At 46.7% G+C, this 25,401-nt stretch carries 20 protein-coding genes and 2 pseudogenes; 9 read left to right on the plus strand and 13 right to left on the minus strand.

Annotated features, from left to right (window positions below; genetic code table 11):
* The first annotated feature begins 158 nt into the window (after positions 1–158).
* Entirely contained in the window at positions 159–1,370 is a 1,212-nt protein-coding gene (gene chrA / locus GC090_RS12070; protein WP_324019893.1) for a chromate efflux transporter, read from the plus strand.
* Between the two features lie 344 nt (positions 1,371–1,714).
* Positions 1,715–2,545 carry a hypothetical protein gene (locus tag GC090_RS12075; protein ID WP_324019894.1) on the plus strand — a complete coding sequence of 277 codons (831 nt, stop codon included), beginning with the start codon at positions 1,715–1,717 and terminating at the stop codon, positions 2,543–2,545.
* A gap of 644 nt (positions 2,546–3,189) precedes the next feature.
* Here the strand turns inward: GC090_RS12075 and GC090_RS12080 are convergent.
* Complete coding sequence (locus GC090_RS12080; RefSeq protein ID WP_324019895.1) at positions 3,190–4,146, minus strand: LysR family transcriptional regulator; 957 nt, start codon at positions 4,144–4,146, stop codon at positions 3,190–3,192.
* 51 nt (positions 4,147–4,197) lie between these two features.
* Between GC090_RS12080 and GC090_RS12085 the strand changes: the two genes are divergently transcribed.
* A complete protein-coding gene (locus GC090_RS12085; RefSeq protein WP_324019896.1) occupies positions 4,198–5,361 on the plus strand; it encodes an alpha/beta fold hydrolase in 1,164 nt (387 codons plus the stop codon).
* A gap of 407 nt (positions 5,362–5,768) precedes the next feature.
* On the opposite strand, the gene GC090_RS12090 is transcribed toward GC090_RS12085, so the two are convergent.
* Positions 5,769–7,241, minus strand: a complete 1,473-nt coding sequence (locus GC090_RS12090) for a hypothetical protein (protein ID WP_324019897.1) — start codon at positions 7,239–7,241, stop codon at positions 5,769–5,771.
* A gap of 1,050 nt (positions 7,242–8,291) precedes the next feature.
* Between GC090_RS12090 and GC090_RS12095 the strand changes: the two genes are divergently transcribed.
* On the plus strand, positions 8,292–8,744 hold the full coding sequence (locus GC090_RS12095) for a hypothetical protein (RefSeq protein ID WP_017460037.1): 453 nt from the start codon (positions 8,292–8,294) through the stop codon (positions 8,742–8,744).
* A 45-nt stretch (positions 8,745–8,789) separates the two neighbouring features.
* Positions 8,790–9,512, plus strand: a complete 723-nt coding sequence (locus GC090_RS12100) for a hypothetical protein (RefSeq protein ID WP_226052492.1) — start codon at positions 8,790–8,792, stop codon at positions 9,510–9,512.
* A gap of 54 nt (positions 9,513–9,566) precedes the next feature.
* Here GC090_RS12100 and GC090_RS23270 read toward each other — a convergent pair.
* The 3 genes and pseudogenes from GC090_RS23270 to GC090_RS12120 form a co-directional block, all read right to left on the minus strand.
* Positions 9,567–11,347 (minus strand): annotated as a pseudogene (locus GC090_RS23270) (DUF927 domain-containing protein).
* A gap of 68 nt (positions 11,348–11,415) precedes the next feature.
* Positions 11,416–12,294 (minus strand): hypothetical protein, encoded by an 879-nt coding sequence (locus GC090_RS12115; protein ID WP_324019901.1) that lies wholly within the window; start codon positions 12,292–12,294, stop codon positions 11,416–11,418.
* The gene (locus GC090_RS12120; protein WP_071957260.1) at positions 12,291–12,497 is read right to left on the minus strand and encodes a helix-turn-helix transcriptional regulator; all 207 of its coding nucleotides are present in this window, start codon (positions 12,495–12,497) and stop codon (positions 12,291–12,293) included. The genes GC090_RS12115 and GC090_RS12120 overlap by 4 nt, the downstream gene beginning before the upstream one ends.
* Positions 12,498–12,772: 275 nt before the next feature.
* Here GC090_RS12120 and GC090_RS12125 point away from each other — a divergent pair, with 275 nt between their 5' ends.
* Positions 12,773–13,300, plus strand: a complete 528-nt coding sequence (locus GC090_RS12125) for a hypothetical protein (protein ID WP_324019902.1) — start codon at positions 12,773–12,775, stop codon at positions 13,298–13,300.
* Between the two features lie 40 nt (positions 13,301–13,340).
* Here the strand turns inward: GC090_RS12125 and GC090_RS12130 are convergent, their stop codons facing one another.
* The 5 genes from GC090_RS12130 to GC090_RS12150 all read right to left on the minus strand — a co-directional run bounded on the left by GC090_RS12130 (position 13,341) and on the right by GC090_RS12150 (position 16,392).
* Positions 13,341–14,273, minus strand: coding sequence for a tyrosine-type recombinase/integrase (locus GC090_RS12130; protein ID WP_324019903.1), 933 nt, complete (start codon positions 14,271–14,273; stop codon positions 13,341–13,343).
* 46 nt (positions 14,274–14,319) lie between these two features.
* On the minus strand, positions 14,320–14,772 hold the full coding sequence (gene radC / locus GC090_RS12135) for a RadC family protein (RefSeq protein ID WP_253458924.1): 453 nt from the start codon (positions 14,770–14,772) through the stop codon (positions 14,320–14,322).
* A gap of 2 nt (positions 14,773–14,774) precedes the next feature.
* Positions 14,775–15,236 carry a hypothetical protein gene (locus tag GC090_RS12140; protein WP_324021591.1) on the minus strand — a complete coding sequence of 154 codons (462 nt, stop codon included), beginning with the start codon at positions 15,234–15,236 and terminating at the stop codon, positions 14,775–14,777.
* A gap of 120 nt (positions 15,237–15,356) precedes the next feature.
* Positions 15,357–15,776: a DUF2787 family protein gene (locus tag GC090_RS12145; RefSeq protein ID WP_039079231.1), complete on the minus strand. Its 420-nt coding sequence runs from the start codon at positions 15,774–15,776 to the stop codon at positions 15,357–15,359.
* A gap of 238 nt (positions 15,777–16,014) precedes the next feature.
* Positions 16,015–16,392 (minus strand): type II toxin-antitoxin system RelB family anti-toxin, encoded by a 378-nt coding sequence (locus GC090_RS12150; protein WP_370447805.1) that lies wholly within the window; start codon positions 16,390–16,392, stop codon positions 16,015–16,017.
* A gap of 177 nt (positions 16,393–16,569) precedes the next feature.
* On the opposite strand from GC090_RS12150, the gene GC090_RS12155 reads away from it, so the two are divergent.
* From GC090_RS12155 to GC090_RS12165, 3 genes are read left to right on the plus strand one after another with little or no spacing between them, the layout of a single operon-like run.
* Positions 16,570–17,097, plus strand: a complete 528-nt coding sequence (locus tag GC090_RS12155; protein WP_079497751.1) for a hypothetical protein — start codon at positions 16,570–16,572, stop codon at positions 17,095–17,097.
* A gap of 14 nt (positions 17,098–17,111) precedes the next feature.
* The gene (locus GC090_RS12160) at positions 17,112–17,471 is read left to right on the plus strand and encodes an acyl-CoA dehydrogenase (protein ID WP_105685859.1); all 360 of its coding nucleotides are present in this window, start codon (positions 17,112–17,114) and stop codon (positions 17,469–17,471) included.
* A 35-nt stretch (positions 17,472–17,506) separates the two neighbouring features.
* Positions 17,507–17,842, plus strand: a complete 336-nt coding sequence (locus tag GC090_RS12165; protein ID WP_039079234.1) for a hypothetical protein — start codon at positions 17,507–17,509, stop codon at positions 17,840–17,842.
* A 242-nt stretch (positions 17,843–18,084) separates the two neighbouring features.
* Here the strand turns inward: GC090_RS12165 and GC090_RS12170 are convergent.
* The 3 genes and pseudogenes from GC090_RS12170 to GC090_RS12180 form a co-directional block, all read right to left on the minus strand.
* Positions 18,085–18,207: pseudogene (locus GC090_RS12170) on the minus strand (IS3 family transposase); the annotation flags it as partial.
* Positions 18,208–18,288: 81 nt separating this feature from the next.
* Positions 18,289–19,437 carry a PD-(D/E)XK nuclease family protein gene (locus GC090_RS12175; RefSeq protein ID WP_324019904.1) on the minus strand — a complete coding sequence of 383 codons (1,149 nt, stop codon included), beginning with the start codon at positions 19,435–19,437 and terminating at the stop codon, positions 18,289–18,291.
* A 7-nt stretch (positions 19,438–19,444) separates the two neighbouring features.
* The gene (locus GC090_RS12180) at positions 19,445–25,393 is read right to left on the minus strand and encodes a DEAD/DEAH box helicase (protein ID WP_324021593.1); all 5,949 of its coding nucleotides are present in this window, start codon (positions 25,391–25,393) and stop codon (positions 19,445–19,447) included.
* Between the last annotated feature and the right edge of the window lie 8 nt (positions 25,394–25,401).

Raw genomic sequence — 25,401 nt, forward strand, 5'->3', positions numbered from 1 at the left:
TTCGGGCTGGTTCGCTCAGTGCCAGAACTGGACGTTTTAAATGTACGAAGCATAAATCAATGGATGAAGGTAATAACTTAGATTAATTATACTGTTTCGAGATCTTAGTCCGATTATGATAAATCGACTAAATCAGAAACAGAGATTCGGATGCGGCAATGACTGATGATATCAAAACTGACAGCAACTCATGGGCTGTGTTTCTGATCTTCCTCCGACTAGGCCTGACCTCCTTCGGTGGCCCGATTGCCCATTTGGGTTACTTCCGTGATGAGTTTGTCACGCGACGACAGTGGCTGACAGAGCGCAGCTATGCAGATTTGGTCGCTCTGTGCCAATTCCTTCCCGGCCCGGCAAGCAGCCAGGTCGGTATTGCACTCGGCTTGTCCCGGTCCGGTTATACCGGTGCACTTGCAGCATGGGCCGGTTTCACTCTGCCCTCCGCAGTTGCGCTCATCCTCTTTGCGCTGGGAATTACCCATTACGGTGATGCGATACCAACTGGTGTGTTGCACGGACTTAAGGTTGCGGCTGTAGCGGTGGTTGCGCAGGCTGTATGGGGTATGGCTCGTAATCTCTGTCCTGATGCACCTCGTATTACTGTCATGGTGGCGGCGACCTGCTTTGTCCTTCTTGTTCCTTCGGTCTGGGGACAGGTGGGTGTCATCGTTATTGCAGCTGTCATTGGCTTGTTGCTGTTCAGGCCACTACAACTAATGGAACATAACCCGTTGCCTGTATCCATACGACGTCACGTTGGACTGTTCTGGCTCATGCTGTTTTTTGTGCTGTTGGCAGGTTCGCCATTGCTGACTGCGATATTCCCAAATCAGACTCTGTTAATGGTGGAAACTTTCTACCGAACCGGATCTCTGGTTTTTGGCGGTGGGCATGTTGTACTTCCATTGCTGCAAGCTGAAGTTGTGCCTTCCGGCTGGGTTAGCAATGACACATTTCTTGCAGGCTATGGCGCTGCTCAGGCGGTTCCCGGTCCTTTGTTCACATTTGCGGCTTTTCTTGGAGCTTCAATGAACCAGTTCCCTTCAGGCTGGTTAGGAGGGATAGTCTGTCTGATGGCAATTTTCGCTCCGTCCTTTCTGCTGATTGTGGGGGCGTTGCCGTTCTGGGAAAGTGTGCGCCGTAATACCCGTACGCAGGCGGCCTTAATGGGTATTAATGCGGCTGTGGTTGGCCTGCTGCTGGCAGCTCTCTATCAACCAGTATGGACTAGTGCGATTCACACACCGCAAGACTTCGGCCTTGCACTCGTGGCACTGGTCGCTCTGCTGTTCTGGAAGATGCCGCCATGGCTCGTCGTAGTGTGCAGTGGTCTCACGGGCTGGTTGTTAAATGGAACGCTTTCGCTTTAAGGTTCCGAGAGGATTGACAGGGTGAGTGAGAAGCGCCTCAGTATAACGCCTACCTCGCGCTCGCAGCAGACCTTATAAACTTGCTTTCTGTCCGCTCCGTGCCAGAAGCGGACGTTGCAAAATTTGCGGCGTGTTGATAAGTATTAATGAAACCCTACCCGTATTATTTTTCGGTCCAACGCGAGTTAAAGCGAAACAAGGAAAGTGCCAATGCATTATGTACCTTCTGTCAAGCTTGATTACGGCTGCCCCAACCATACTTACTGGCCATTATTGCGTACGTTTGACGAATCTTACCTTTATAGTTCACTTTTAAATTAATCTCGACACAGGAAGAATTAACGATGAAAGAAAGTATTCAGCCACGATTTATCGAAACAAAGTTCAGGAAGCTTTTAGGTACAATAAACCCTCATTTAATTTTGATTGATGTAGCAGTAAAGGAACTTCTTTGCAAGAATGAATCTGGCTGCACTGACATTGATCGAATTGAATCTTTATGTAAAAAACATAAAAACGCCAAGCTAAAAATAGCGCATTTAGAAATAGATAGAACCTCTCTCTTCGTCACGCAGAGCCACATTGCATTTATCCATAGTTGTCTGGAATCATTTTTGAATGACTACATTTCATTATCAAAAAAAATATATGACGATGATCGATCATTTAATTTTAATGGGTTAGATTTACTACGTAGAGCCATCCAACATGCGCATGTGAATAAAATAAAAGGGGAGGTCACACACCCCAATTTAAATCAAAGAGATCTATCAATCTATATAGATGAACTAGACTTGAAATTACTGGATTACTTTAGGCTTGTCCGTAATATTAATGCTCATGGTATGACTGAGGCGAGCATTTGGGAAGGCAGGTTTTCAGAATCTGATTTAAAAAAAATGAAAATAAAATACAATCATCAAGTCAACAAGGAATTTGAATTAACTATACGAGACGTAATTCTCTATTCTCAAGCGTGCCAACAGGTCGCGCATGATATCTGTCAAAAAATGTTAGATATTGAAGAAGTAGTGGAATCACTTTGCAAAAAATATAAGCATATTAATAACCCTCGGAAAGACAACGCAATTACAAAAACACTAATAAATAATTACTTGCAAGATAAGAAGGAAGTTGATAGATTAAGAGTCGCATATAATGGCTGGTTGGCTTAATCGGTAAAGCTCCCTGGGTCCCTTCAGAAGCAATTCTGAAGGGCCTTCCAATAGGTTTAGATGCTGAATCTATTGGAAGGGGATATGAGGTTCGAATCCTCGCCGGCCACCAATTTTTTGACAAAAAACCTCTACTTATTCATATCTACAGATTTTTTAACTATCGTGACTGAGTAAGTTACTCCCTCGCTCAACTTCATGCAGTTACCTTTTCCTATACTTATCATGCCATTGAAGCTCTTTCCACTACCCAAAAATTTTCCAAAAAGTTTTGATCACATCGAATATCTTTTTTTCGGCCTCATATCATTGGGATTTCTTCTCAGTTGGTTGTCTACGACGCCACAAGGGGTTATCTTCAGTAGGGAAGGCCTGTAAGCGAGTTTTGCATGTTTAACCTAAAACTGTTTGATAAATCCTAGTGTTCGCCAAAGTATTTGTCATCCACAATAGCGTCTTGGCCGTCCATATCATTTGTAAAATCTATCGACGATTGTCTCATCGGTGTGACCTGCTCCCTGTAATTTCACATAGAGCGTTGTTAGCAATCTCCGTTGTTCGCTCTTTGCGAACATTAGCTTGGCGTTAGTCTGCTTTGTGCCAATAGCTGACATTACTGAACGTATATTTCATTTTTTCTCTCTTTACAGCTGTGTATCTCTTAAAGCTTCGGCAATGAAATCTACAAAGCTACGAACCTTGAAAGGAATGCGGATCGCACTGGGATACACTGCCTGAATGGTAAGTTCCGTTGTCTTGTACCCTGGCAGCAGCTCAATTAGTCTGCCCTGTTTTATATGCTCACAAAAAACAAAACTGGGACCATATGCTATGCCTGTTCCGGCCAGGGCGGATTCCAGAAGCAACTGAATATTATTGGACGTGATTCGGCATGCACTTTCGATACGGTGCAAACTGCCCGCAGGGTCGCAAATTGTCCAGTCTCCCGCTGAAACCGCCTGGCTGAACGCCAGACGCGGCGCGTGGGAAATATCTTCCGGCGTCTCTGGTGTGCCATGTTTTTTCAGATACTCTGGTGATGCACATAAAACCATCTTGCAGGGCGCCAGCCGCCGGGTAACCAGCGACGGATCGTCAAGTCTCCCAACCCTGATGGCAACATCAATTCGATTTTCAAGCAGGTCTGCGAATTTATCTTCAAGCACAACATCCAGACTGACCTCCGGAAATTGTTCCAGATAGCGTGACACGATCGCTCCAAGATGCATTGCACCGAAGGCGACCGGCGCAGCAATGCGAAGTAACCCTCGCGGTGTCGCCTGGACATCTCTCGCTTCTCTGTTCGCATCTTCCACAGCCTCAAGAATAACTTTGCAACGTTCATAATATCGCTGCCCCACATCCGTCAGGCTCAGACGGCGCGTTGAACGCTGAATAAGCCGGGCATTTAAATCGGATTCGATAGCACTGACATGTTTTCCTGCCATTGCCGCTGAAAGCTTAAAACGTCTTGCGGCCGCCGCAAAACTTCCCTCTTCCACTGCCGCCATGAAAATCTGCATGCTGATAAATCTGTCCATTAAATCCCGCCATTCGATAATTTGAGTATCGTCTATCGATATAATTTCACGGATTATCATTAATTGAGGCTGTAATTAACATTGTTTTCATTCCTCAGGAGGTGTGAAACGATGAAAATTAACGTGAACAATACGGGTATCAATGTACAGCTACAGGGCAGCGGTGAACTTGCGCTGGTTTTTTTACACTATTATGGCGGCTCATCCCGTACATGGGAGAGCGTGACAGGTCATTTACCAGACCGCTACCGCACGGTTGCCATCGATCATCGTGGCTGGGGCTTGTCAGATGCTCCCGAATCCGGATACAGGATTGAAGACCTTGCACGGGATGCCGAAGGCGTTATTTCGGCGCTTGAGCTTAAACGCTACATTCTGGTAGGCCATTCGATGGGGGGAAAGGTCGCCCAATTGATGGCATCGCGCCAGCCCGAAGGGCTTGAGGGTCTGGTTCTCATTGCACCCTCCCCACCTTCCCCCATGCTGCTTTCCTCAGAGGAGCGCGACAGACTATCCAGCGCCTATAACAGCCGCGAATCAGTCGGGTTTGTCATCGACAATGTCCTGACGGCGCGGCCGCTCAGACCCGCGCTTCGAGAGCAGGTCATCGAGGACAGTTTAAGAGCGTCAGCCGGAGCCAAAGCAGGCTGGCCCGGTGTAGCGATCAGCGAAGACATCACCCGGGAAGTCGCCTCCATTAATGTTCCGGTCAGAGTCATCTCAGGAGAACTGGACCGGGTCGATACCCCGCAAACTTTGCAAAGAGAGTTGCTACCCCGTATTCCTCACGCAGCGATGTATATTATTCCCGGTACGGGACACCTTTCACCGCTTGAATCACCCGGTGAGATCGCCAGTTGCATATCTGCCTTCGCTGCATCGATTGAAAAGAGTGCCGCGGTTTATCACTCACCTGGTGAAACCATCGCCGCCTTTGATGAAGCATTTAATGAGGGAAAAATTGATAACTTAATGTCTGTTTTCAGTAACCGCGCCACCATGAAAATGACTGATGGTGCTGTCATTGAAAGTAATCCTGAAGCACTACGGATGGCTTTAATCACGCTCACAGCATCACGGCCGGTTATCAGGAACCAGATACGTACTCTCATCTCTGCTGGTGATCTCGTTCTCGCTCTCATCGACTGGTCGCTGACGACGACTTCAGATGACGGCACTCAACGCGTTGAGCACGGTATCGCCACGCAGGTTATGGAGCAGGGTGCGGACAAGGGCTGGCGGATACGCATTTCAAACCCATCAGGGATTGTCTGAATGCTATTAAAGATGGATAGAACTTACTGATGAAGATATTCATATGCAGTAAAACATAACAAGTCAGGGCCGGTTGTAGATGCAGTCTTGTCATTGGCTCCAGCCACAGGCTCAGAACACCGCCCCTGACGGTTCGGCAGAGCCTATCAGCTCTGCCGTTTTGCTAAATAGGGCTGAAATCACGATCTGTCGGGACGCCTGTAAGATATATGAGCAGACGAGTAATGGTGGAGGATACCAGAGCCTCGTCAGAAGACCTGCGTTCAGCTTCTTAGTATTCTGATCCGGACGTCCGCTGATCGCTCAGAGCAGACGTTCCTTGTATCTGACTATGCTGATCCTTGGGCAAGAGGTCATCACGCTGAATTTATCAACCGGTGATGAGCCTCAGCTAACTGAATGGCCCTTTAATGTTTTTTCTCAATCAAAAGATATGGATGAGACCAGTCAGTTACTTCTTCGTATGAAACAAACCCATCGTGCTCCAGTGCACATACCCCCTTGTGGCTGATGACGTAATCGTATACAGCCCGGCTTTCCAGCCCCTGTAACATGTGCGACAACAACTTCCGGCGCATCACATCCGACTTCCAACGTTTATGTGACGCCATATCTTTCCAGGTGATGTTGAAGGGCTGCCCTACCGCATTGGTAACGCATTTACCGTAATGATTGGTTTTAGCAGTGCCTTCATAATGATCCAGTAATAAAGCCAGATCATTTCTTAAAGGCTTCAGAAGGCGTTTCCAGCGTTTAAGTACTCTTTCAGCTTCTGCCTCACCTAATTCACGATTCAACAAGCGTCTTGTGCTGGATCTAAGTGATAGGGTAACAACACCGGCATTGAATACACTGGAAAACCGAAATTGCTTCACCAGATTTTCCGCAATACGCAATACCCGGCAGATATATTGAGTTTTCAGCACCTCCAGCGACTTGGCCGAAATGCCAATACTAAGCAGCTCATGCCTTAGTATCTCAAGCTGGCATCCCTTGATGTCATAGTTGTGACCACGAGCCAGACACGCCCACTTCATTTTAGACGGTAGAGTCTGGAAGCCTGTGCCAACCTCAAAGGATCTCCCGCCGATGTACGCGGTTTTATACGATTGCCTGTAAGAAACCGTTAACGGCGATTCCTTCACCAAATCCACGCCTGTTTCAGCCAGTCGCGATAGGAAGTTGAAAATGAAAATTTTGTTCTTCTTCGTGGGATTCTCGTTATAGTAATCCAGCAGTTCATCCAGATTGATTTCAAGCGGCTCAAGGTTGTTCCAGACACTCACTATCAGCTCCCTGAAGGCGGCGTTAGGGATATCGCGTTTAGACTGCTGATGTTTAGCGTTCTGCCCACGATCAATGGCAATCCCAATCAGTTCATCAAATGAGTAACTTTTACGTTTGGTAAAAATATCCGTCAGGTAATGGAAACGATCCTGACGGCTAAGGTATGCCTCGCGGTCGTTGCCAAACAATTTACGCAGAAAACGCTGAGAAATAGCATATTCCCGGCATGAGCGTTGAGCATTGGAATACCCGGTTAGTTTGATAATTCCCGCGCTTGCCAGTGCCTCCATTGCACGCTCATTGGTCGGCCCACTTTTCTTGAATACTCCAGGGAGTTTCGCCCTACCCAGCTCAAAGGGTACTGGCACAGAATAAGACCATTTTTTATTGGCCTTAATCTTTGCTTTTTTCCTGTTCTTGCGACTACAGGTAGCAACACAAATAACGTGCTGGAGAAATGCTGCAATATTACGATAAAAAGGGCGCCGTAGACTTGGCACACCATTATAAGGGATACTGAAAACAACTTCTTTGAAATAATTCAGCGTTGAATCTGTGACAAGAATATTGTTGTACGTAATGTATGGCTTCATAATTCACCTGTATATAGAGATCAAAGCCCCATGCCCTGCCCCCATTTATTTACAGCTGAATTACTCAAACCTTACGTGAACCCAACAAGGTTCAGATGGTTATTAGATGATAATAATATTGGAGGCTGGAGCCTCATGATAGCTGATACTGGATAATGGCTATAGTATGTAATGACATATATACAATAATACAGAGATAGAGTGTATATAGAGCATAATAGATACGTCTATATACCTTGTAGACGCAAATAGCGAATAAATATCAGCTTAGCCAGAATGGGATTAGCGGATACGTAAAACGTTACCGGTTATTAAGCGGTGCAACTTCCTCCCGGTACTATTCCACAGCGGTTGTTGATACATGTTATTTTCTGGATTTTATTCTTTTGAAACCTCGAATTTGCTCTAAACCGCTGATCCTTGCAACTGTCAGAGTCAGGGAAAGCCATCGTCGGTTTTCCCCTACCATTATACGAGGTGTAGATCTGACCCAAAACGATACCGGTAGTTTGCCGATCCGCCACACCAAAATTCGACAACGTTGGACGGTCTGGAAGGATGATTTTTTGCAGATCACTCATTTCGGTTCTGCCTGTTAGACAATCAATCAGCGAAGTAACTGGCCTGTGAATCTGCCGGGCTGGTCGCCATACAACAGACTGATGACGAAGCGGAATACAGCCCCTTGCTTATGAATTACTGTTGAAGAACCGCAACCCGGCTCAGCGCTGAATGCAGAATTGCACAGTCAGAGACCAGGTTCGCCTACAAAGCCGCAATCACTAAATCACTCAATCACTTTTTCCAAAGCGCCAAATGTTTTCGCCATGGTTGGCCTGCCAGTGCTGAGTAGTGTTGATCACCCATTTTCAGCAACTAGGCGAGTTAACGCATCTACATACCCTCCCGATATCCTCTTTGAACGATTTCAGTGAAAAGCTCATCAACAAACCTTGTTGCGATCATGGGTATTCAGCGTCAGAATGGTCATCATGATCAACGCGTATTTCAACAGATTGCGATCACTTACAACGTCAGGTTAAGAGGCCTATGAATACCGATTTGATGCCCAATTTCTGGAAGCTGTCACATGGCTGGAAGGAGTTCTCATTCCTGGATATGGTCGAATGTATTGATGAAAAGCTCGTCTACATTCACCGCACGACCGCTGGTAAAGGGCAGTCTTCCGTCAGCCAAGCAGAGGAGTTTGTAAACGCTCCGATTGGTGATTACTTCTACCTGACTCACGGTAATCAGGGTGTATACCTGCTTGGTCAGTTCACTGGCCCGGTTAACTATTTCACAAAACACAGTGATGGTTGGATGGACAGACCATTCCGGCTGATCCACAAAGCCAATGCCAGAGAGGCGTATTATGGCGTCGAGAAATGGTGGACACCTAATCACAACTCAACTTTTGTTAAGGTTCCGCACCACGAATATAATTTATTTGAAGAGCTGATATTGACGCCCTATTTCGATATCAACCTGAAAGATTTTTAACTTAAAAAGCGAGCAAATATGAAGGGAGTTTTAGAGAAATGTACTTTGGAAGACTTTAACTACATATCAGCCACTCTGGATAGCTATGTATCTTTCACAAACGATAAGCGCAGAAAAACACTATTATCTGCATATCAAAACAATCCAGCATTGCATGCTGAATTAATATCACTTATTGACACACAAATAAAATACTTCGGTTCTTCCGATTTGGCTTATCTGAAGAGGCATTTAATTAATGGGGAAGGTTCTATTCCAGCCACGGAGATCATTGATGATGTATGCAAAAAACTAAAGGTCAATGTTAAAGTCGGCGGCTCGATAGAATCAAAACTTGAAAAGCTGGTGCTCTCCGTTGTTGAGAAGGAACTATTAAGCAAGACGCCAGAAGAATTATCAAAATGTTTCAATGAGCTGGGGGTAGGTGATATTGACAGAGAGGAGATAATCTCCCATATCAAAAAGAATGGCAAAGTGGCAATTTTGCCTATTGTATTTCAGATCCTTGGTCCTAAAATTGCACTTGGGATCGTAGAAACCATTATCGTCAGTCTCATCGCTCAGATGATTGGAAGGGAGGCGGCAAAACAACTCGTCAAAGAGTTACTCAAGCGTAACCCATGGATTAATAGCTTAGGACCCATTCTATGGGCTATATCTGGAGCATGGATTGCTTATGATCTGCAAGGTCCAGCCTATCGCAAAACCGTGCCAATTTGCCTGTATCTGGGGATCGTAGCTTTGCGTGATGGCGAAGAAATGCTTTGAGGTAAAAAGGAGTGGTTATAAGCCACTCCTTTAAGCCCTTACCATATTGTAAAATTATTCTTCAATAAGCTTATCAAGCTTTTTGCAGATAAAACAGTAGCGACGACCAACTTGCTTACGCTTATAGACAATCTGAATAGTACTGTAATCCTTATTCGCATCGGATAATAATACCCCTTGCTTTGTTAATAGCATCAGGATGCCTTTGCGCTGAGATTTCGGCAAGCAGTTATGTAACAGATACTTATCAACTGCATATACGGCCCGACCTTTAACTTTATGGATAATGACCGGTGACTTTTTAATCGCCGTTTGGGTTACGCGATCATTTCCAATCAGATTTAAAAGATCACCCTTTTTGCAAAAATCAATAATTGCATTCAACGAGTTACCCATTAGGGGTTTGGTTATTTCAGGTTCAGACAAAACTACCTTAAGAGAATCCTGGTAGCAGGTTGAGATCCCTTTCATGATCTCCTGCTTTGTAAAGGGCAAAACACCATATTTCACAGCAATGGAACCTGCTACATAAGCGATTGCAAAACGTTTGGCGATACGCACCTGAATGCCGGAGTTACGATCTACCTTGTGCTTATCCAGAAAGAACTCAATCCCTTTTTCAAGCTTCCGCTTCACGTTTTCACGATCGTCCCGAATATCAGCCACCAGGCGCTTGAGAAAGGCAGGTTTGGCACTGCCATAATAGCGGTGAGTTGCATCCTTGATCGCATGAACAAGTTCGTTACTGGAATTGACATCATCTGGCAGTGATTCGAAGATCCCCATTTCAGCACCAGCATCTGCATTAACGTCGATTACACGCACATTTTCGCCTTCAAGGCGCTCAACGTTCCCGGAAGCAGCAAGTTGTTGAAGACTGCACTCACCCGTACTGAAAATACTTACCTGCCATTCAGCAACTTTGTTCTCATACATTGCAGAGCGTGTTTTCCCTTTCCCTCCGGAAAGCGTATACACACGGTTTTGCATAATCTTAGCAGCTGCCAGTACGTCTTTATCTAACAGCTTCGACTCATCGAGAACTAGGTAGCTGTCGTTATGGGCCACGGCAATCTCCTCAAGCCCTTTATCCGTATTGTTCCACAGTACGACAACATCTTTAGGTGATCCTGCTAATGATGCCAGCATGTAGGCACTGGACGTTTTTCCTATACTACTCATCCCCCACAAATGAAACCCACCCCTTCCATACCTGAAAGCTTAAGGAGAAAACCTGAAAATCCGCAGCACACAGCCAACATAATACGCGAGCTATATAGTGCATATGGAGCGACATTCATTTTCCATAATTTTAATGTTCCCAGTTTTTCTTCGGCTGGTAAATGATTTCTCGCGTTGGGGTGTAATATTGGTTTATCCCCTTTAACGTTGCCAATAATTTTATCATTAGCGCGTAAATAAGCATCACCATAAAAACCAGGTTTATAACACAATGTGATTATTTTATCTGTTTCCTTGACAATTTCTTGATGGGCCCGAACCCAATATTCTTTACTAACATCAGGATTGTGTCCAAATTTTAGTAAGTTTTTTTTCAACTCCAGAACACTCACTAACGCTGCCGAAGGGATAAGTACACGAGTTGACTCCAGCCCTTGCGAATCAGTTACCTTAATAAGCCGGTATGCAACCGGGCATAATTCGGAAATCCTTGTGCGCGCCAGTAATTTAACAAATAACACTTCTTCTTTTTGATTTAATTTCTCTTTATATTTTTTCATTTGCTTTCCTATATTGTATTTAAAGACCCCCTCACCATTACTATGATTAGAATCATAATTATGGCGAACGGGATCCCCAGTATGATTTTTCATACGAGATTATTTTTTGAATAACGACCGAAATATTATGCAATTGGCTCATTCGCCAATAAATTATTTTCTCACTTCATTATCAAATGATCACCATACTTCCTCACCTTATACATAAAGGTTAACTCTGCGATCCCAAGAGAATCTAACATAAGAAGAGAATCAGCATGTTGCTTACTCAGCAGACGATACTTTTTTGTCCAGCGCTTCCTTTTTCTTTCCTTACCCCCTTGTATATAATAATCATCATACTGTATTGATTCGACTCGCCACCAGATAGCTTTAAACCGATAACTCACCTGTCGTACAGGGTTTTTTAAGTTACTCACGAGCATAGGGCGGTTTATTACATTTTTACGCGTATTCATATTCCTCTTATTTTTCATCCTGGCACGAAGGTTTCTAATAGCCTGTTTGTCATTTTGAATAATGAGATGAAAATGCGGCACCCATTTATTAATATCCATATGAAAATCCATTTCAAACCCGCCAATCACCATTGCAGAAAAACCGCACTCTTTTAACCAACGTTTAAGTCGTGCTATTAATGTATCGAGTCTCCATTTTAATAATTGATCATCACTAAACGCATCCTGATAGAAAATCAGGGTCGCACTTCGCCATTTCTTGTGTTTATTACATAAACGAAGTACCTCTCCAATTATTTCCAACCGGTGTCGTCTAAAGCATTCGGGACATGCAGCACTTCCACAAGGTTCTCCAGGCCAACAATTTTCAAGCTTTATTGCCAGTTTTAGATAGACCCTTTTATCCAGCCGCCTTCCAGTATTTCGTAATGATTTAATACGCTTTGATTTTTCTTCGCAGGCATCATTGATAGTCTCAAACTTAGGAAGCAGCCTTTTAATCTCTTTTTCAAGCTTCTTAAATCGCAGGTTATCTGGATGCTGAATCACCGCTCCTTTTCTCTTCGCTGATAGAATTTTCATATGAATTTTCCATCGTTGACAGACTTACGGCCAGAAATCCATGTTTCTATGTCTTCTTCGAGCCAACCGACACTACGACCTTCTGGTGACAGACGAAGCTGCGAAGGAAAGTGTCCTTTAGACATTAATCTATAAACAGATGATCTTGAAATGCCACAGCGGTACAAGACATCATGAATTTTCAAAACACGTTTTATTGCCATGGTTCCTCCTGAAATCTGATGGGAGTATCCTAAACCATGGTTTTTAGGGGGTTCCGTAGGTAAAAAGTAAGAATAGATCAATCCCATCCAGAGCAATCGTTTGCGGATTAAACATCAATGTTTTGAGAAAAAATCAGGTAAAAAATCCAAAAAGTTAATCATTTGATTTTTATGAATAAATATTTATAATTTTTTTCTCAGGCCACTTGGTGATTGATGCAGCATATTGTTGAAAAATAAAATCAGAATAACCCACTAATGAAGGGGCTAGTATTATGTCCGAGGAGAATTTAATACCAATTTATCCTGAAATTGGAGCAGATTCCCTAAGAAAGCTGAGAATAATTGCTTCGCAGCTCTATCCTGACTGGGCAGAAGAAGATAAAAAGAGTGGTGAACCGCTGAATATAACCGTGAGCTACTGCATTGAATTGGCCTATAACCTGCTTGAAAAGTCCCTCGAAAACCATCCCCTGTACGATATCCTGCCTCCCCCAAAAACGGTTAAAGCCCAGACCCTATATGGCATTTACCAGCGCATAACTACGCTAAAAAATAACGGCAGCACAACAGCACAGATGGTGGCTTATTTCAATCGGGCGCAATTTCCCACCCCGGATGACCTGTTCGCAGATAAGCCTCTGACTGCCGCAGTCCGGAAGCCATCACGCTGGCTTAACCGTGATGTGACTGCACTTATTACCCGTGATGGGCAGCCCACCCAACTGCTGAGAGAACACCTGGTGGAACTGAACGAGCGCGGACAACGAAAAAGAAGGCCGGGAGCTAAAAGTGTGCGTTAGTTTCGCGCGGCACCAGTTACAGGACGAACTATATTAGCTATTAACAGCATTTCAGTTGCTGACTTGCATGTGTTTTCATCCTTTCATCACGGCAGTCATAACGGGTAGTTGTGGATATGTCACTGTGCCCTGCCAGCTGGCGTACGGTGTTAATATCCACGCCTTGTTCTAACAAGCGTGTAATGAAGGTGCGCCGCATGTCGTGAGGAGTAAACCACGCTATGCCAGCATCATGCTGTAACTGCTCCAGGATGCCGGTTAAACCGGTCGTTGTCAGCGGCTGGCTGGCAACCCTGCCGTTGCGCTGAATGCGGTTAAACAATGCATCCCCGGCCTCTTTCGTGCCATTGGCTTTAATCCATGCGCGGATGGCTTTATCTACCGCTGCCGCAACGTATATCTCCCGGTATTTACGCCCCTTCCCCTGCCTCACTGTAAGAATGCCATTGTCATAGTCCCGGCACTCAAGGCTGACCAGTTCCCCGGCCCGCAAACCCGCGCCGCATAGGGTCATTACAATGGCGACATCACGGCAGCAGCGGATACGCTGCGGATGCCGTTTAGCGGCCTGAACGAGTGCACGAACCTCCTCCCGGCTGAGTGCCCTTCCCTTGCGCTGGTTATCGCCATTAACGCGCTTAACTGCCCGGATACGGGCAAGGGTGTCCGCCTCCAGGCAACTGAGGTTAAAGGCCGTCTGCGCTATGCCCCGGAGTGCTGACAACGCCATGTTAACCGACGACACAGCGTAACCGTCATCCAGCAGTGCCGCACGTACTTTAGCGACGGCAGCGAAGCTAAATTGCTCCCAGGGATAACTGGCCGCATCCGCACCGCGTTTAAGTATGCTGGCGCTGCGGTTTAACAGGCTGGTGATTCCCCTCCGTCCCGACGGGGCAAGACCGCTGATATAGGCGTCCAGCACGGTGGTTTCGACCACCGGCGCGACCTGGTGCAGCGCAGCCCTTCTCATGCGTTTAACCTGTTATAACATGTATTAAACCAGGTAACTGTCTGCATCACACCAGCCCTCGCTCAGCCAGTGACACCGTCTCCGTCCCGGCCACAATAAAGTGGTCAAGTAACCGTACATCCAGCATTTGCAGTAGCTCCTGTAGCCGCTTAGTTATCTGGATATCGCACTTACTGGGTTCAGCCTCGCCGCTGGGGTGGTTATGCACAAGGATGACAGCAGCAGCGTTATGCCTGAGTACCCGCTTAATAACCTCACGGGGATAAACGCTGACCGTATTTAACGAGCCCCTGAACAGCATTTCTCGATGCAGAAACTGGTGCTGGTTATCGAGCAGGATGATGCCAAACTCCTCATGCTCCAGCAGGGCCATTTCATACATCACGCACCGCCGTACATCATCAGGGGAGCAAAGCTGAACGCCACGCTGGTAGCACCGGCTGATAATGTCGCGGGCCTGGTCCAGGATGCGGGTTTCACGGAGGGTAAACGTCGTCATGTTCAGAACTCCCGTTCGATGAAGTAAATGGCTTCGGGAAACAACTGGCGCCGCGCGGCGCCAGCACGTAAGGAGAAGGCTTTGCGGGGCATGGAGGTTCGCCCGTTGCTGTCGAAGAACCAGAGCGTTTCTTCGTCCATTCTGGTGACAAGGGACCAGTGAAACTGGTCGCTGAGCATAATAAGACGGGAGTGGTCTGTGACCGCCAGAAACCGCCTCATTTCACTGAAAACCCGCCCTTCCACAAGGCCGCGACTGCCCTCGAAAGGTTTGCTGATTTGGACCGGAAACTGGCGGTGGTAGTGGCCTTTACGGAGTACCTGCGTAATCAGCCAGTCGAGCCGGTTTTCATCTATCCCTTCGGTCAGCCATTCATGCAAAGGCCAGCGTTGCTGATAGGTCTGAAGAAGTCGGTTCATGAGTGGTTTTCGCTTCACCCGACCGTCATACAGCCAGCTCAGCATATTCACCACACAGTACGCGCCGCAAAGACAGTCAAGCTCTCCCTGTACAGACGCGTGTATCCCTCTGTTAGCAGTCACAGATAATGTCTCCATCAATAATTAGCTGTCAGTGTGGCGGGATTAGCTTTCCCACATAACGGTGAGGGTGTAGATATTCAGGAAGTGGTAATGAACGAAATTTCTCTGCCAGAGTGCAAAAATGTCGCGCCCTTCCCCTGGGGGTAAATCACCGGCATAGGACAGGAAGACATAGCGCTGGCTCCAGCTGATATCGATTTCCTTTTCGAGCTCCGGGTCTGTCCCCATATATTTGAAGTCAGTGATGTAATCGAAATACCATTCATCGTTGCGGGAGATAAGCCTTATTTCGACCGGGTGAAAACCACCATTCTCAGCACTGTAATTGATATCTTTGAACAGCAATGTGACAGCACGAATATTCGGTTTAACTGGCGGCTTTTTACTGAGTTCAGCCAGTATAATATTAATAAGTTCCTGACTTACGGGCATGGACAGCCCTTCCTGACGGATAATATTCATTGTATTTATTCCGGTAAATATGCGTTTGGGTTGATGACACAAACACTAATTAACCCTAACCCGCACTGACTTTTCAGACGATGGACGTCCTCCCGCCAGAAGGGATATAAATTGAAAAGCTAAGTTGGCTATTAGTTTATGCATCAGTTACTGAATAATATGACACTATCCAGTAATGACATTTTACCAGGAATATACTTATAAAGCAATTAGTTTCACTCAGAAACCAATTCTAAATTTATTTTATGAATTCATCTAAAAACAGGAGAAGGCTTTTCCTTTTGCCGTAATCCAATTTGTTCCAGACTTGATCGAGGCGTTGTTTTAATTCTTTATCAAGCCCAGATAGATAGTCAGACGGGATATTAGAAACATTCAGATCATCCATGCAATCAATAAAGAACCAACTTATTGGTGTCTTTAGAGACACTGCAATTTTTACTAAATGCGCAACATTGATCTTATTCGTTCCTCGTTCATAGCGGGAAAGTTGTTGCTGAGATATATCGATAATTTCTGCAAGTTCAGCTGCGGTTAACCCGGCTTCTTTACGTCTGCTCTGAATACGCTGTCCTACCAGCTTATCAGCTGAATCTGCCACCAGTTTAACCATCATTTATTCTCCCGTCCGTCCATAAGCGGAAGTTTGGGTCTTTTTTACTCTTGCATGAACATCACTAATGACCTTAAAATCCAATAAATACTCACTTACAGACCAAACAAGACTAAGACTGACGAGCTGAGTGACCAGCAGATGAGCCTTAGAACAAAGATGGATAGAAAGGGGAACATTGTGGCAACCACCATTACTGAGATAACGGATTGCTTTGAGTACTTTTTCAGCTCCCTTTACCGGCGTGAATTTGTCAAAACACTGCGTCTGAATGAATGCAGCGAGCGGGAATTACTGCCATTAGTACGTTGCTATTTACTGGGTTGGTTTGCGGATAACGTCTCGCCAGAAGTTAAAAGCAGGCTACCTGGAACGGTATCCGGGCATGGTTTCATTGACTTTGTGATTGACGATGTGGCCGTTGAGTTTGCAGTCCGTAAGCCAACAGCAGCTCGTTCCAATGTCTCCGCAACCGTAAACAGCACGGAAGTGAAGAAGTTGATGAAGCACGACGGCAAAGCACTGCTTGTACTGTTTGACTTCTCTGACACGCCCTATTCAGAAGAACAGATCGAATCATTCCGTAACTGGCCCTCCCTGGGTCGGGGGAATCACCGTAAATCAGCTTTCAACGTTGTGTATTTCTTTGTGGAAAAACGCAGGCCGCTGGCACTGGGGAAAATAACCAAAAACATTCGTATAAGCTAACAAGGAATTTAATGATGAAGAGAATAGTGGCTGCATTAGTACTGACAACCTTAGCCCTCCCGGTTATCGCAGCTCAATACGCTAAGCCCGGTGCAGTTTTAACGCTAAAGCCAGGGAACGGTAATGCGGAGTTTAGCATCAACGCATCAGCCAAAGATGGGTCAGGAACCTGCAACATGGAAGGTACAGTACAACAAATAGCTGCTGGTGAGGATCAGAAACGCCGTTGGATCTGGAATGATAGTTCCAGCCAGTGTGTTGCTGTGCTCAGTGAAATGAATAACGGTAAGGCCAGCGTTATGACTCGTGGTTGTGAAGGTTACTGCGGAGCTTCTGCGTCGGGTTTAATGGATGGCCAATACAAGAAAAAGTAACAAGACAACCACTTTGAATTGAAGGGAAACAATAAATGAAAATAAACATACTTCTGGTGTTGATAGCAGCTGGTTTAATGGTCGGTTGCGGTGATAAGACGCCAAAATGCAACAGTGATGACGCTAAGAACCTGGTCGTAGATATAGCACGGAAAACGATAGAGAAAGGAATGACACTTGATAAGGATGTGCGGATTTCAGTCGAAAACGTCAGAACGGTAAGCCATGAGTCGAGTCTTGATGTTTACCAGTGCGCCGCTGATTTGACTTTCGCCAAACCAAATATGAAAGACTCATTGCCTATTACGTATCGGGTACAAAAAGTAGAAGATGGCAAAGGGCAGTTTTATATAAATGTATATGGCTTATGATAGTTAAACGGCAAAGGATGCCAAGCGAAAAGAAGAGGATCTTTTTTTAGAATTGGACCGGTGGATGGGATTGATTCAGATGGGCACAACTGCCGAAGACATTCATGCTATACACTAGGAATGCTGGGGACTATGCCCAATCAATGACCGCCGTTGTTCCGACGCGCTAACTTAATTAACTCTATATGTGCGCTACGTGCTATATACAGACATTAAGTATCAATCAAAAGGGAGCAAGGTCACAGGCTGAGTTCACGGGCAGAGGCAGCGATACCAATACGCTCAGCCGGTTTCAGGGCTTCATCGAGGAATTAGGGTGTGTACTGTTTACGGGCCATTTTGCTGGTCGATGCTGGTTTTGTCATGAGTAATCACCGCTGGCCGAACGTCAATATATGACGGGTAGGAACAGCAAGCGTTGTTTAAGGTAAGCGTTTTCCCCAGATTTAATTATTTCCTTCACTTTGCCAGTGAAACTGAAACGCCGATCTTCTTGTATCCTGCATATTGATGACATAGAAGTTGCGGGGAAAATATTCTTTTGATGTCTCGCTAAAGGTATTTAATCCGTACAGTGCGATTTTTTTTCCTGTTATTTCCGTTGGTTCTGAGATGATGCTGGAAGGCACACGAAAGACCTTAACAACTGAACTATCGGGTAGTAGGATCTTCAGCGTAAGAAAATGCTCGTCGCTTTCCACTTCAAGTAATTTCCCGCTGATATCGATTCCGCCATGCTGATAATCAGAAAGAGACGGTTGCATCTGCTTGCGTAGCTGTTCTGTCCAACCGGGGCACGAGCAACGGCAGGAACAATGGGAGCAGTACGTGCCAGGACAAGCAAGCTGATATACTGAAAGTGGGATATTTCGTGGCAAAAGTCGATTAATATTTTTGATAATCATAGTGACCCTTTCAATCAGGTCTGTATTCAGTGTCCCTTCCCAGCTATCACGGCTCCCCGTCAGAACTAACCCAATGTTTATATCAGGTGCTCGCTCTTTTACCATTATGCCATAGGCCGCAACCTGTAACAGGTTTGCTTCTTTCGGCTGGTTTTGTTCGTCTGTTACCTTTCCGGTTTTAAAATCAACTACGTTTAACCGATCGGGTCGCTCCTGATATATGAGATCGGCCCGCCCATGCATATCGAAATCATTGCTGGTCAGCATAACCTCCCGGCCAACGGGTAATGTTTTTTCATGTGCAGGAATCCCTTTTACGAAAACAGGCGGCGGAAGCGATCTTACGTAGCGGATCTGGGTAACAAGCATTTGGCGCGACACCAGCCCGGCAACACCGTGACGGTCATATATCCAGTTTGCTACCGGCCCGGCGCGTCGATTGGCTGCCAGCGCGATCGTAAAATCATTTTCCAGTTGCCTGAGAGTATAATTCTCGAAAGTAGCCTCCCTGTGAATCACTGAATTGACGCGTTGATGTATTACTTGGCCCAGAATCACTCCCGGATGCAGCGGTAAACGAGCGTAAGAATGGGCTTCACTTTCCAGCAGGTATTTCGCCGGGCAAACGGCGAAACACCCCAACAGCGAAGGAAGTACCGGACGAGTACGCGATAGCGTCATTTCATTCATTGCATCATCACTCCTGAAATGAGGACGCCTGAGTCCGTAATTTTGCCATTTCAGTCCCCATTCGGCGGGACAATGCAAAAGTATTCGTAGCGTCTACGTCCACCTCATATGAAAATGCCTCAAGTTCGGGGTTTGCAGCAAATGCAGCATCGGGGTCCCAGAAGGGATGTAGTACGGCGGCCCAGCGCTCGGCCCCGGTGCGTATCAAGGGTATATTCCCCATCACTTTTACGTCACTGTCGCTGTATAGCGAAGCGGCCTCTTTGGCTAATCGTAGGGCATTTACCGGCCAGTCAGCCACGCCCGGAGAGGTAAAATCACCGTTAAGCCCGGCGCTATAGGTTTGATCCAGAAGAAGTTGAATAACATCCAGTCCCAGACGCCAGTCCAGCAATCCGTGATACGGCTGGTTTCCGTATCGGTGCAGGCAGTGATAACACCCTTGAAAGCATCGTTCGCGATGATCGGATTGCAGGAACTCAGCCAGCGGGTAGGCCGTTTTGTTATTTAAAATATTCTTCATGACCTCAAGGATAATGAGAGAACCGGATGCGCCCTTCTGCTGTAGCCGTTCACATAACCCTGAACCATTAACCAGGCGATCGGCCATTTGCAGAACCGGTACCGACTTACCGTTTTTCAGCATTTGAACGCGGGGTTCCAGAATTTCGATTTCTTCAGGATCAATATCCAGTAGCTCTTTTGATGCATAGTTAACAATGATAAAAGACGCCGAGAGCGCAGCAGCTCTGAATGCCGGAGTTAGAGTGGAATACTGTAGCCGGAGACCCGGCGGGGTTTGGGCAACCATCAGTGCAAGTAGATCAGTCACTTTAGGCGCTGCAAGATAAAATGTATTTCGGGTTTCTCCCCGATCGGTAAAGCGGTTTTTAACTAACAAGTCGGCCTCAATAATTTGACTATCCATCCAAACCCGGTTCGCCCAAAGCGGCTGGTAAGTCCCCTCCTTTCTGAAAGGGACCGATAGGCTCCCCTGTGTTGCGCTGAAACCACGCCATGTTTTATCGGTATAAATTCCCCGATTCAGGCGGTGCAGACACGTTTGTGGCTGAAGCTGTATCGCCACATTAACATCAGGCTCTGGCGTTGCAGAAAAAGTGTAGGCTTCTGCAATTGATACACGACTGGCTGTGGTCAGGATCTGATCAAAATCCTCTTTGGCCGATTTTGGTTCCAGCGTGGTGATAAATCCATAAGGAACATAGCATTGATAGCGCTCTGCCTTCTCCATAAGGGCACCGCAGATAGTACATTCGGTGGCCAGAGAGTTTGCCGGTGCCCAGATGTTGCACACCGGACAGGCGGTCATTGTTCTGAGTTCACCCGGTTCGCAGGCATTTGAATAAAATGATCGTGGATTTTTTCTGTTCTGTTTAAGCATTCCACTATAACCTGCTGTAAAGTAGCGTCGTTTATCCTGAACCAGAATTTTTCCGGGGGCAAATTCCTGTATCGCAATATCCAGATCGCGATCCATGCTGGCAAATTCAATTTCTTTTTCACCTGTGCTGACAGGCCTTGTCAGCAAAAGGCGTGATCGGGTCGGCATGCCATACATTGGGAATTTACCGTGTTCCGCCAGCGCTTCTGCCAGCCCTTTCGCCTCCATCGCGCTGTCGTTCAGTACGGCTTTGATATCCTGAATCAGCTGTTCCGGCGTCAAAGGCTGAATAATTTTCTGGAACAAATGGGGGTTTTGCTGTGTGCTGGTCCGGGCAAATTCATCGCGCGCCAGGATGGTTGCTTCGATAGCCTGCCGGATTTTTGGCAGCCAGTCCGTTTGGTTGTCTTTCAGCCAGTGCACCGGGAAAAACTCACCGTGGTTATCAGGGACGTGTGCGTAGTCGTCAACCGGCCATGGGTGATCGGCTTTTTCCGTTTGCTGCCTTAACCATTTGAATGCCGACACCAGCCAGATTTTTCGTACCAGTCTCTGACAGATCATTTCCAGCTTTGTGGTCAGAAACGGTGGCGGAGGGAGGTCGCCGGTAATTTTTTCCGGATAGCGGAAGTAAAACAGATCGTGACTCTTGCTGCGACAGGCGGTTAATACGAATGAAAACGCTTGTCCACGTCGTCCGGCACGTCCGACACGCTGTTGATAATTAAAGCGCTGTGGCGGCATGTTGGCCTGAAATACCGCACGTAAATCACCGATATCCACGCCCACTTCCATGGTTGTGGTTACGGAAAGCACATCTACTACGCGAGCTGCCCGGTCAAGATCTCGATCGGGCTCAAAATCTTTCATTCCTTCCGGTAAAATATCATCGTCATCGGCAATCAGAATACCTTTAAACCGGCGTAGCCTTGCCGCCGGATTTTCGGTCATTCCAGTCAGTTCCTCTGAGCGCATCCGGTGAATACCAGAAGAATGTGAGAGACGTTTGCCAAGATAGTGTTGCATCTGGAGCGTTTTTGCCTCGCTGCACGGCGTTTCTGGTAAAGGAGAGTAGCAGCGAGTACAGATTCCCGCGCCGGTGTGCATGTGTATACGTCCACAACGAGAGCAGCGCCAGACGCGATCGGTAGGTTCCGCCAGCCGAAAGTGCATTTTGCCAATATCAATAATACCGCCCTGATGACCCGCCAGCTCCAGTCGCCGGAGAAAACTATCAATTAAAGATAAAGGCTCGCCTCCTGAACGCTGGCATATCTCCTGCGTAAAGCGGTACAGACGGTTTCTACGATTGACATCGCGCGCTGAACTCCATGGGGTTTCTGGCTTTGTATATTGTGAAGGGGTAACCCGGTACGCGTCCGCCAACACACGAAACATTGCGTCATAAATCGCGAGATGTTCCCGTGAGTCGTTTCCGGTAATGGGAAGGCAGGGATAACCCCAACCGGACTCTTCAAGCGCGAAGTAGGTTTTACTGAATACGCTTTCCCCCACCAGCCGTTTTAAATCGCGTGAAATCTCCTGTCGTGCCACAAGCAGGTTCTCTTCATAGGATGGAAGCGCCTTCCAGCACCACGTCCCCTGCGCGTTCTTTTCAAAGAGCTGTTGCCATGCAAAGGTCAGCGTGCCTTCTTCATGTTTTTCAGGATCGGGAACAGGCGCGATGCCAGTACGATCGGAAGGGTGAATACCTGCATCTACCTGCGCCCTTAACAGCAGGCCAAGAGGTTGACCTGCATCCGGTGATTCAGGTTCGAGGATTTCACGTAGAGGTATGCTGTCAGCTTCAGGCTTTGATAATAACCCTCTTATTTTCTTGCGTTCATCAGCAAGTTGATCCAATTCATCTTCTTCCTCATCCGACCTTACGTTGAGGTTAATCAGTGTCTTGTTCCGGTTCTCTATCTCTGCCTGGCGTATTTTTAGTTGGCTATGGGACAGTTTATCAGCCGCAATGGACTGTAGCGAATGGACAACAATTTCTCGTCTGACATCGTCATGATGACCCGATTCCAGATCGAGCGCCGCCCTGGCAGCATCCTGACGACTGTCTGAAAACGTTACCAGTTGCTCACGGTTACCCGATCGCTGTAGTTCCGCCATTAGCGAGCTGGCCAGTAGCTGTGTCGTTTTCGAAAAACCGACGCGAAAGCTACGGATAGGGGAGAGCTTACCTTTGCCGTATTTGTAGGATGTACCACATGCCGGACACTGAAAAGGTAGTGCCGTTCCCGGTGACTGGCTGGATGACTGGCCTCTTTCCGAGGAGGCAAATTCACCGGGTTTGACGTAATAGAACCAGCCCGCGATATGGTTTTCCGGTAGCGGTTTTAAGAGCGATACTGGGTGTTGAATAGTGGCGGTAAATGGATCGTAGCTGGCTTTTACCCAAGTACCAAAAGTATTGTCATTGTCGCTGTTTAGCTCCTCATCTCCTTTCGGCCAGAAACGTTCGACCACGGGCATAAATAGCGCGTATTCTTCAGCAGATCGGCGTTCAACCATGACTGATTTTGCGTGTTCCGGCAGTTGTTCCGTATCAGGGTCGTTGGGTAAAAGTTCAATTCGACTTTCTGAACCGGAAAAGACCGAAGGTTTACCCCCCAAAAAGAGATTACCGCAACATTCACAATAGAGTAATTCGACACGCCGTGATTTTTTATCTTTGCCGTAACGTAAGCCAGACTCCACGGTAAGATCGCCAAAATATCTGTGATTAATTTCTTGCGCAGATGCAGCGCTGGGGACGGGCAATGGCGCGACATATAACCCCTCAAGAGCGCGCAAAAAAGCATGAGCGCGGAAACGTGGCGCACCGATATCATCAGGAAAGGCATGTGAAAACCATTGCGGCCAGTCTCCCTCAGTCGAGCGTAACCAGATTAATGCCTGGAGCGCTTTGTCACTATGGGGTTGGGCGTTAAAAAGGCGTGAACTAAGCATTTTGATTGACGTAGCTCTCGGATAATGATCGTCCGTATAGCAGCCACTTTCAAGCAGGTTGGCTGCCTGTAAAACGACACGTTGCGCTAGTTGTTCTGTAGAGGCATCACTGGCTGTCATTCCCATGCTGCGGGCGACATTCTGCCAGTGTTGTAATGAGGTAAGTGGTGCTTGCTGTAACTTAAGCACTGCGTGATAAAACACCTCCAGATCCCCCTGGAAAAGAGACATATTGCCCGGGGGAAGGGTGTCACCTTTGATAATACATTCTTTCCAGTCGCTGGAAGAGGCACCTGAAGATAATCCCCGCTGACCAAACATCCCCCATAAATATTCGACGCTTTGATCACCTTCAGACCCTTCAACGGGTAAAGAGGCGCTGGAGGCCAGAATACGCAATTTGTGTCGGTGTTTATCCTGATCCAGCCCTAGCCGGTTGATTAAATGTTTAAGTAAGTAGCTGACTTCAGTACCGGCGGTTCCTCGCTGTAGATGAAGTTCGTCAAGAATAAGATAAAAATAGGCATCAGGATCGCGCTCAATCCACTGTCGAGTTTGCTCAAAAATAGGATCATCCACCTCGCGAACCAACATCGTTGAGAGCATGCTGGTGTTGGTGATCAGAATATCGGGCGGTGTCTTTTGCATTTCCCAGCGGCTGAGAACCTCTCCGCCAGCGGTTCGGGGGAAATTAAACGATAATTCGTTATCCTTGTCCTGCTGCGCTTGTCGTACCGCCTCCTGATGGGTCTCTTCCGTTAAGTGCATATACTCACGTAGCTCAGTGATTTTTTTAGCCACGCGCTTTTTCTCATTTTTTTCTTCACTGAGTCGGGGATGTTTGAGCCAGCCAGTTACTTTAGTTGCGCTGGTATAACGCCCAAAAAAGATTCGGTTGCCGCCAAAATGCTCATCCATGACACCATGAGCTTCCCTAGAATCCAGTGCCCGTCGCATACGTACCAGTTGATCTTCTACCAGGGCATTCATCGGGTAGAGGATCAGCGCGCGTACCGCTTTCGGACGTGCAGCGGCCTCATGCTCGCGCATGAAGCTGGGCTGTTTATCCGCTACCTTATGCCACCACGGTTGCCAGTGCTTCAACGCAGGACTTTGAGGCCAACCGGTGGCTTCTTTCGCGATTTGTGCCAGAACCGGCAGTAAAAATGATTCGGTTTTACCGGAGCCGGTTCCGGAGGTGACAATGCCCGGTTTCCCTGGCTGTACCCCTCTTTTCAGCATGTCCAGTTGATGGGTATAAAGATTAAAACGTCCCTTAGTTGAATCCGTTTTATTGCGGGGCAGAAGTCCACCTAAACAGAGGTCGATGAATGCCGCCCTTTGTTGCACATTAAACCCTGGCAACCATGTCTGACCATGAGCATCATTTCGTAATTCACTGATAGTTAAGCCATAGTTCTGATATCGGGGCATCGGCTCAAGAAATAGATCGGCGCATAATGTCCCTTGCTGTTCCAGTAACGCTCGCCGTTCAGTCTGTATGTCTGATGAACCAATACGGAAGGCCGTTTCAAGGTACGAAATATAAAAATCTCTTATTGATTCAAATGTTTCCAGTGGGTTATTCATCATTAATC

This window comes from Pantoea sp. JZ29, from assembly GCF_035190385.1.
Lineage (GTDB): Bacteria > Pseudomonadota > Gammaproteobacteria > Enterobacterales > Enterobacteriaceae > Pantoea > Pantoea stewartii.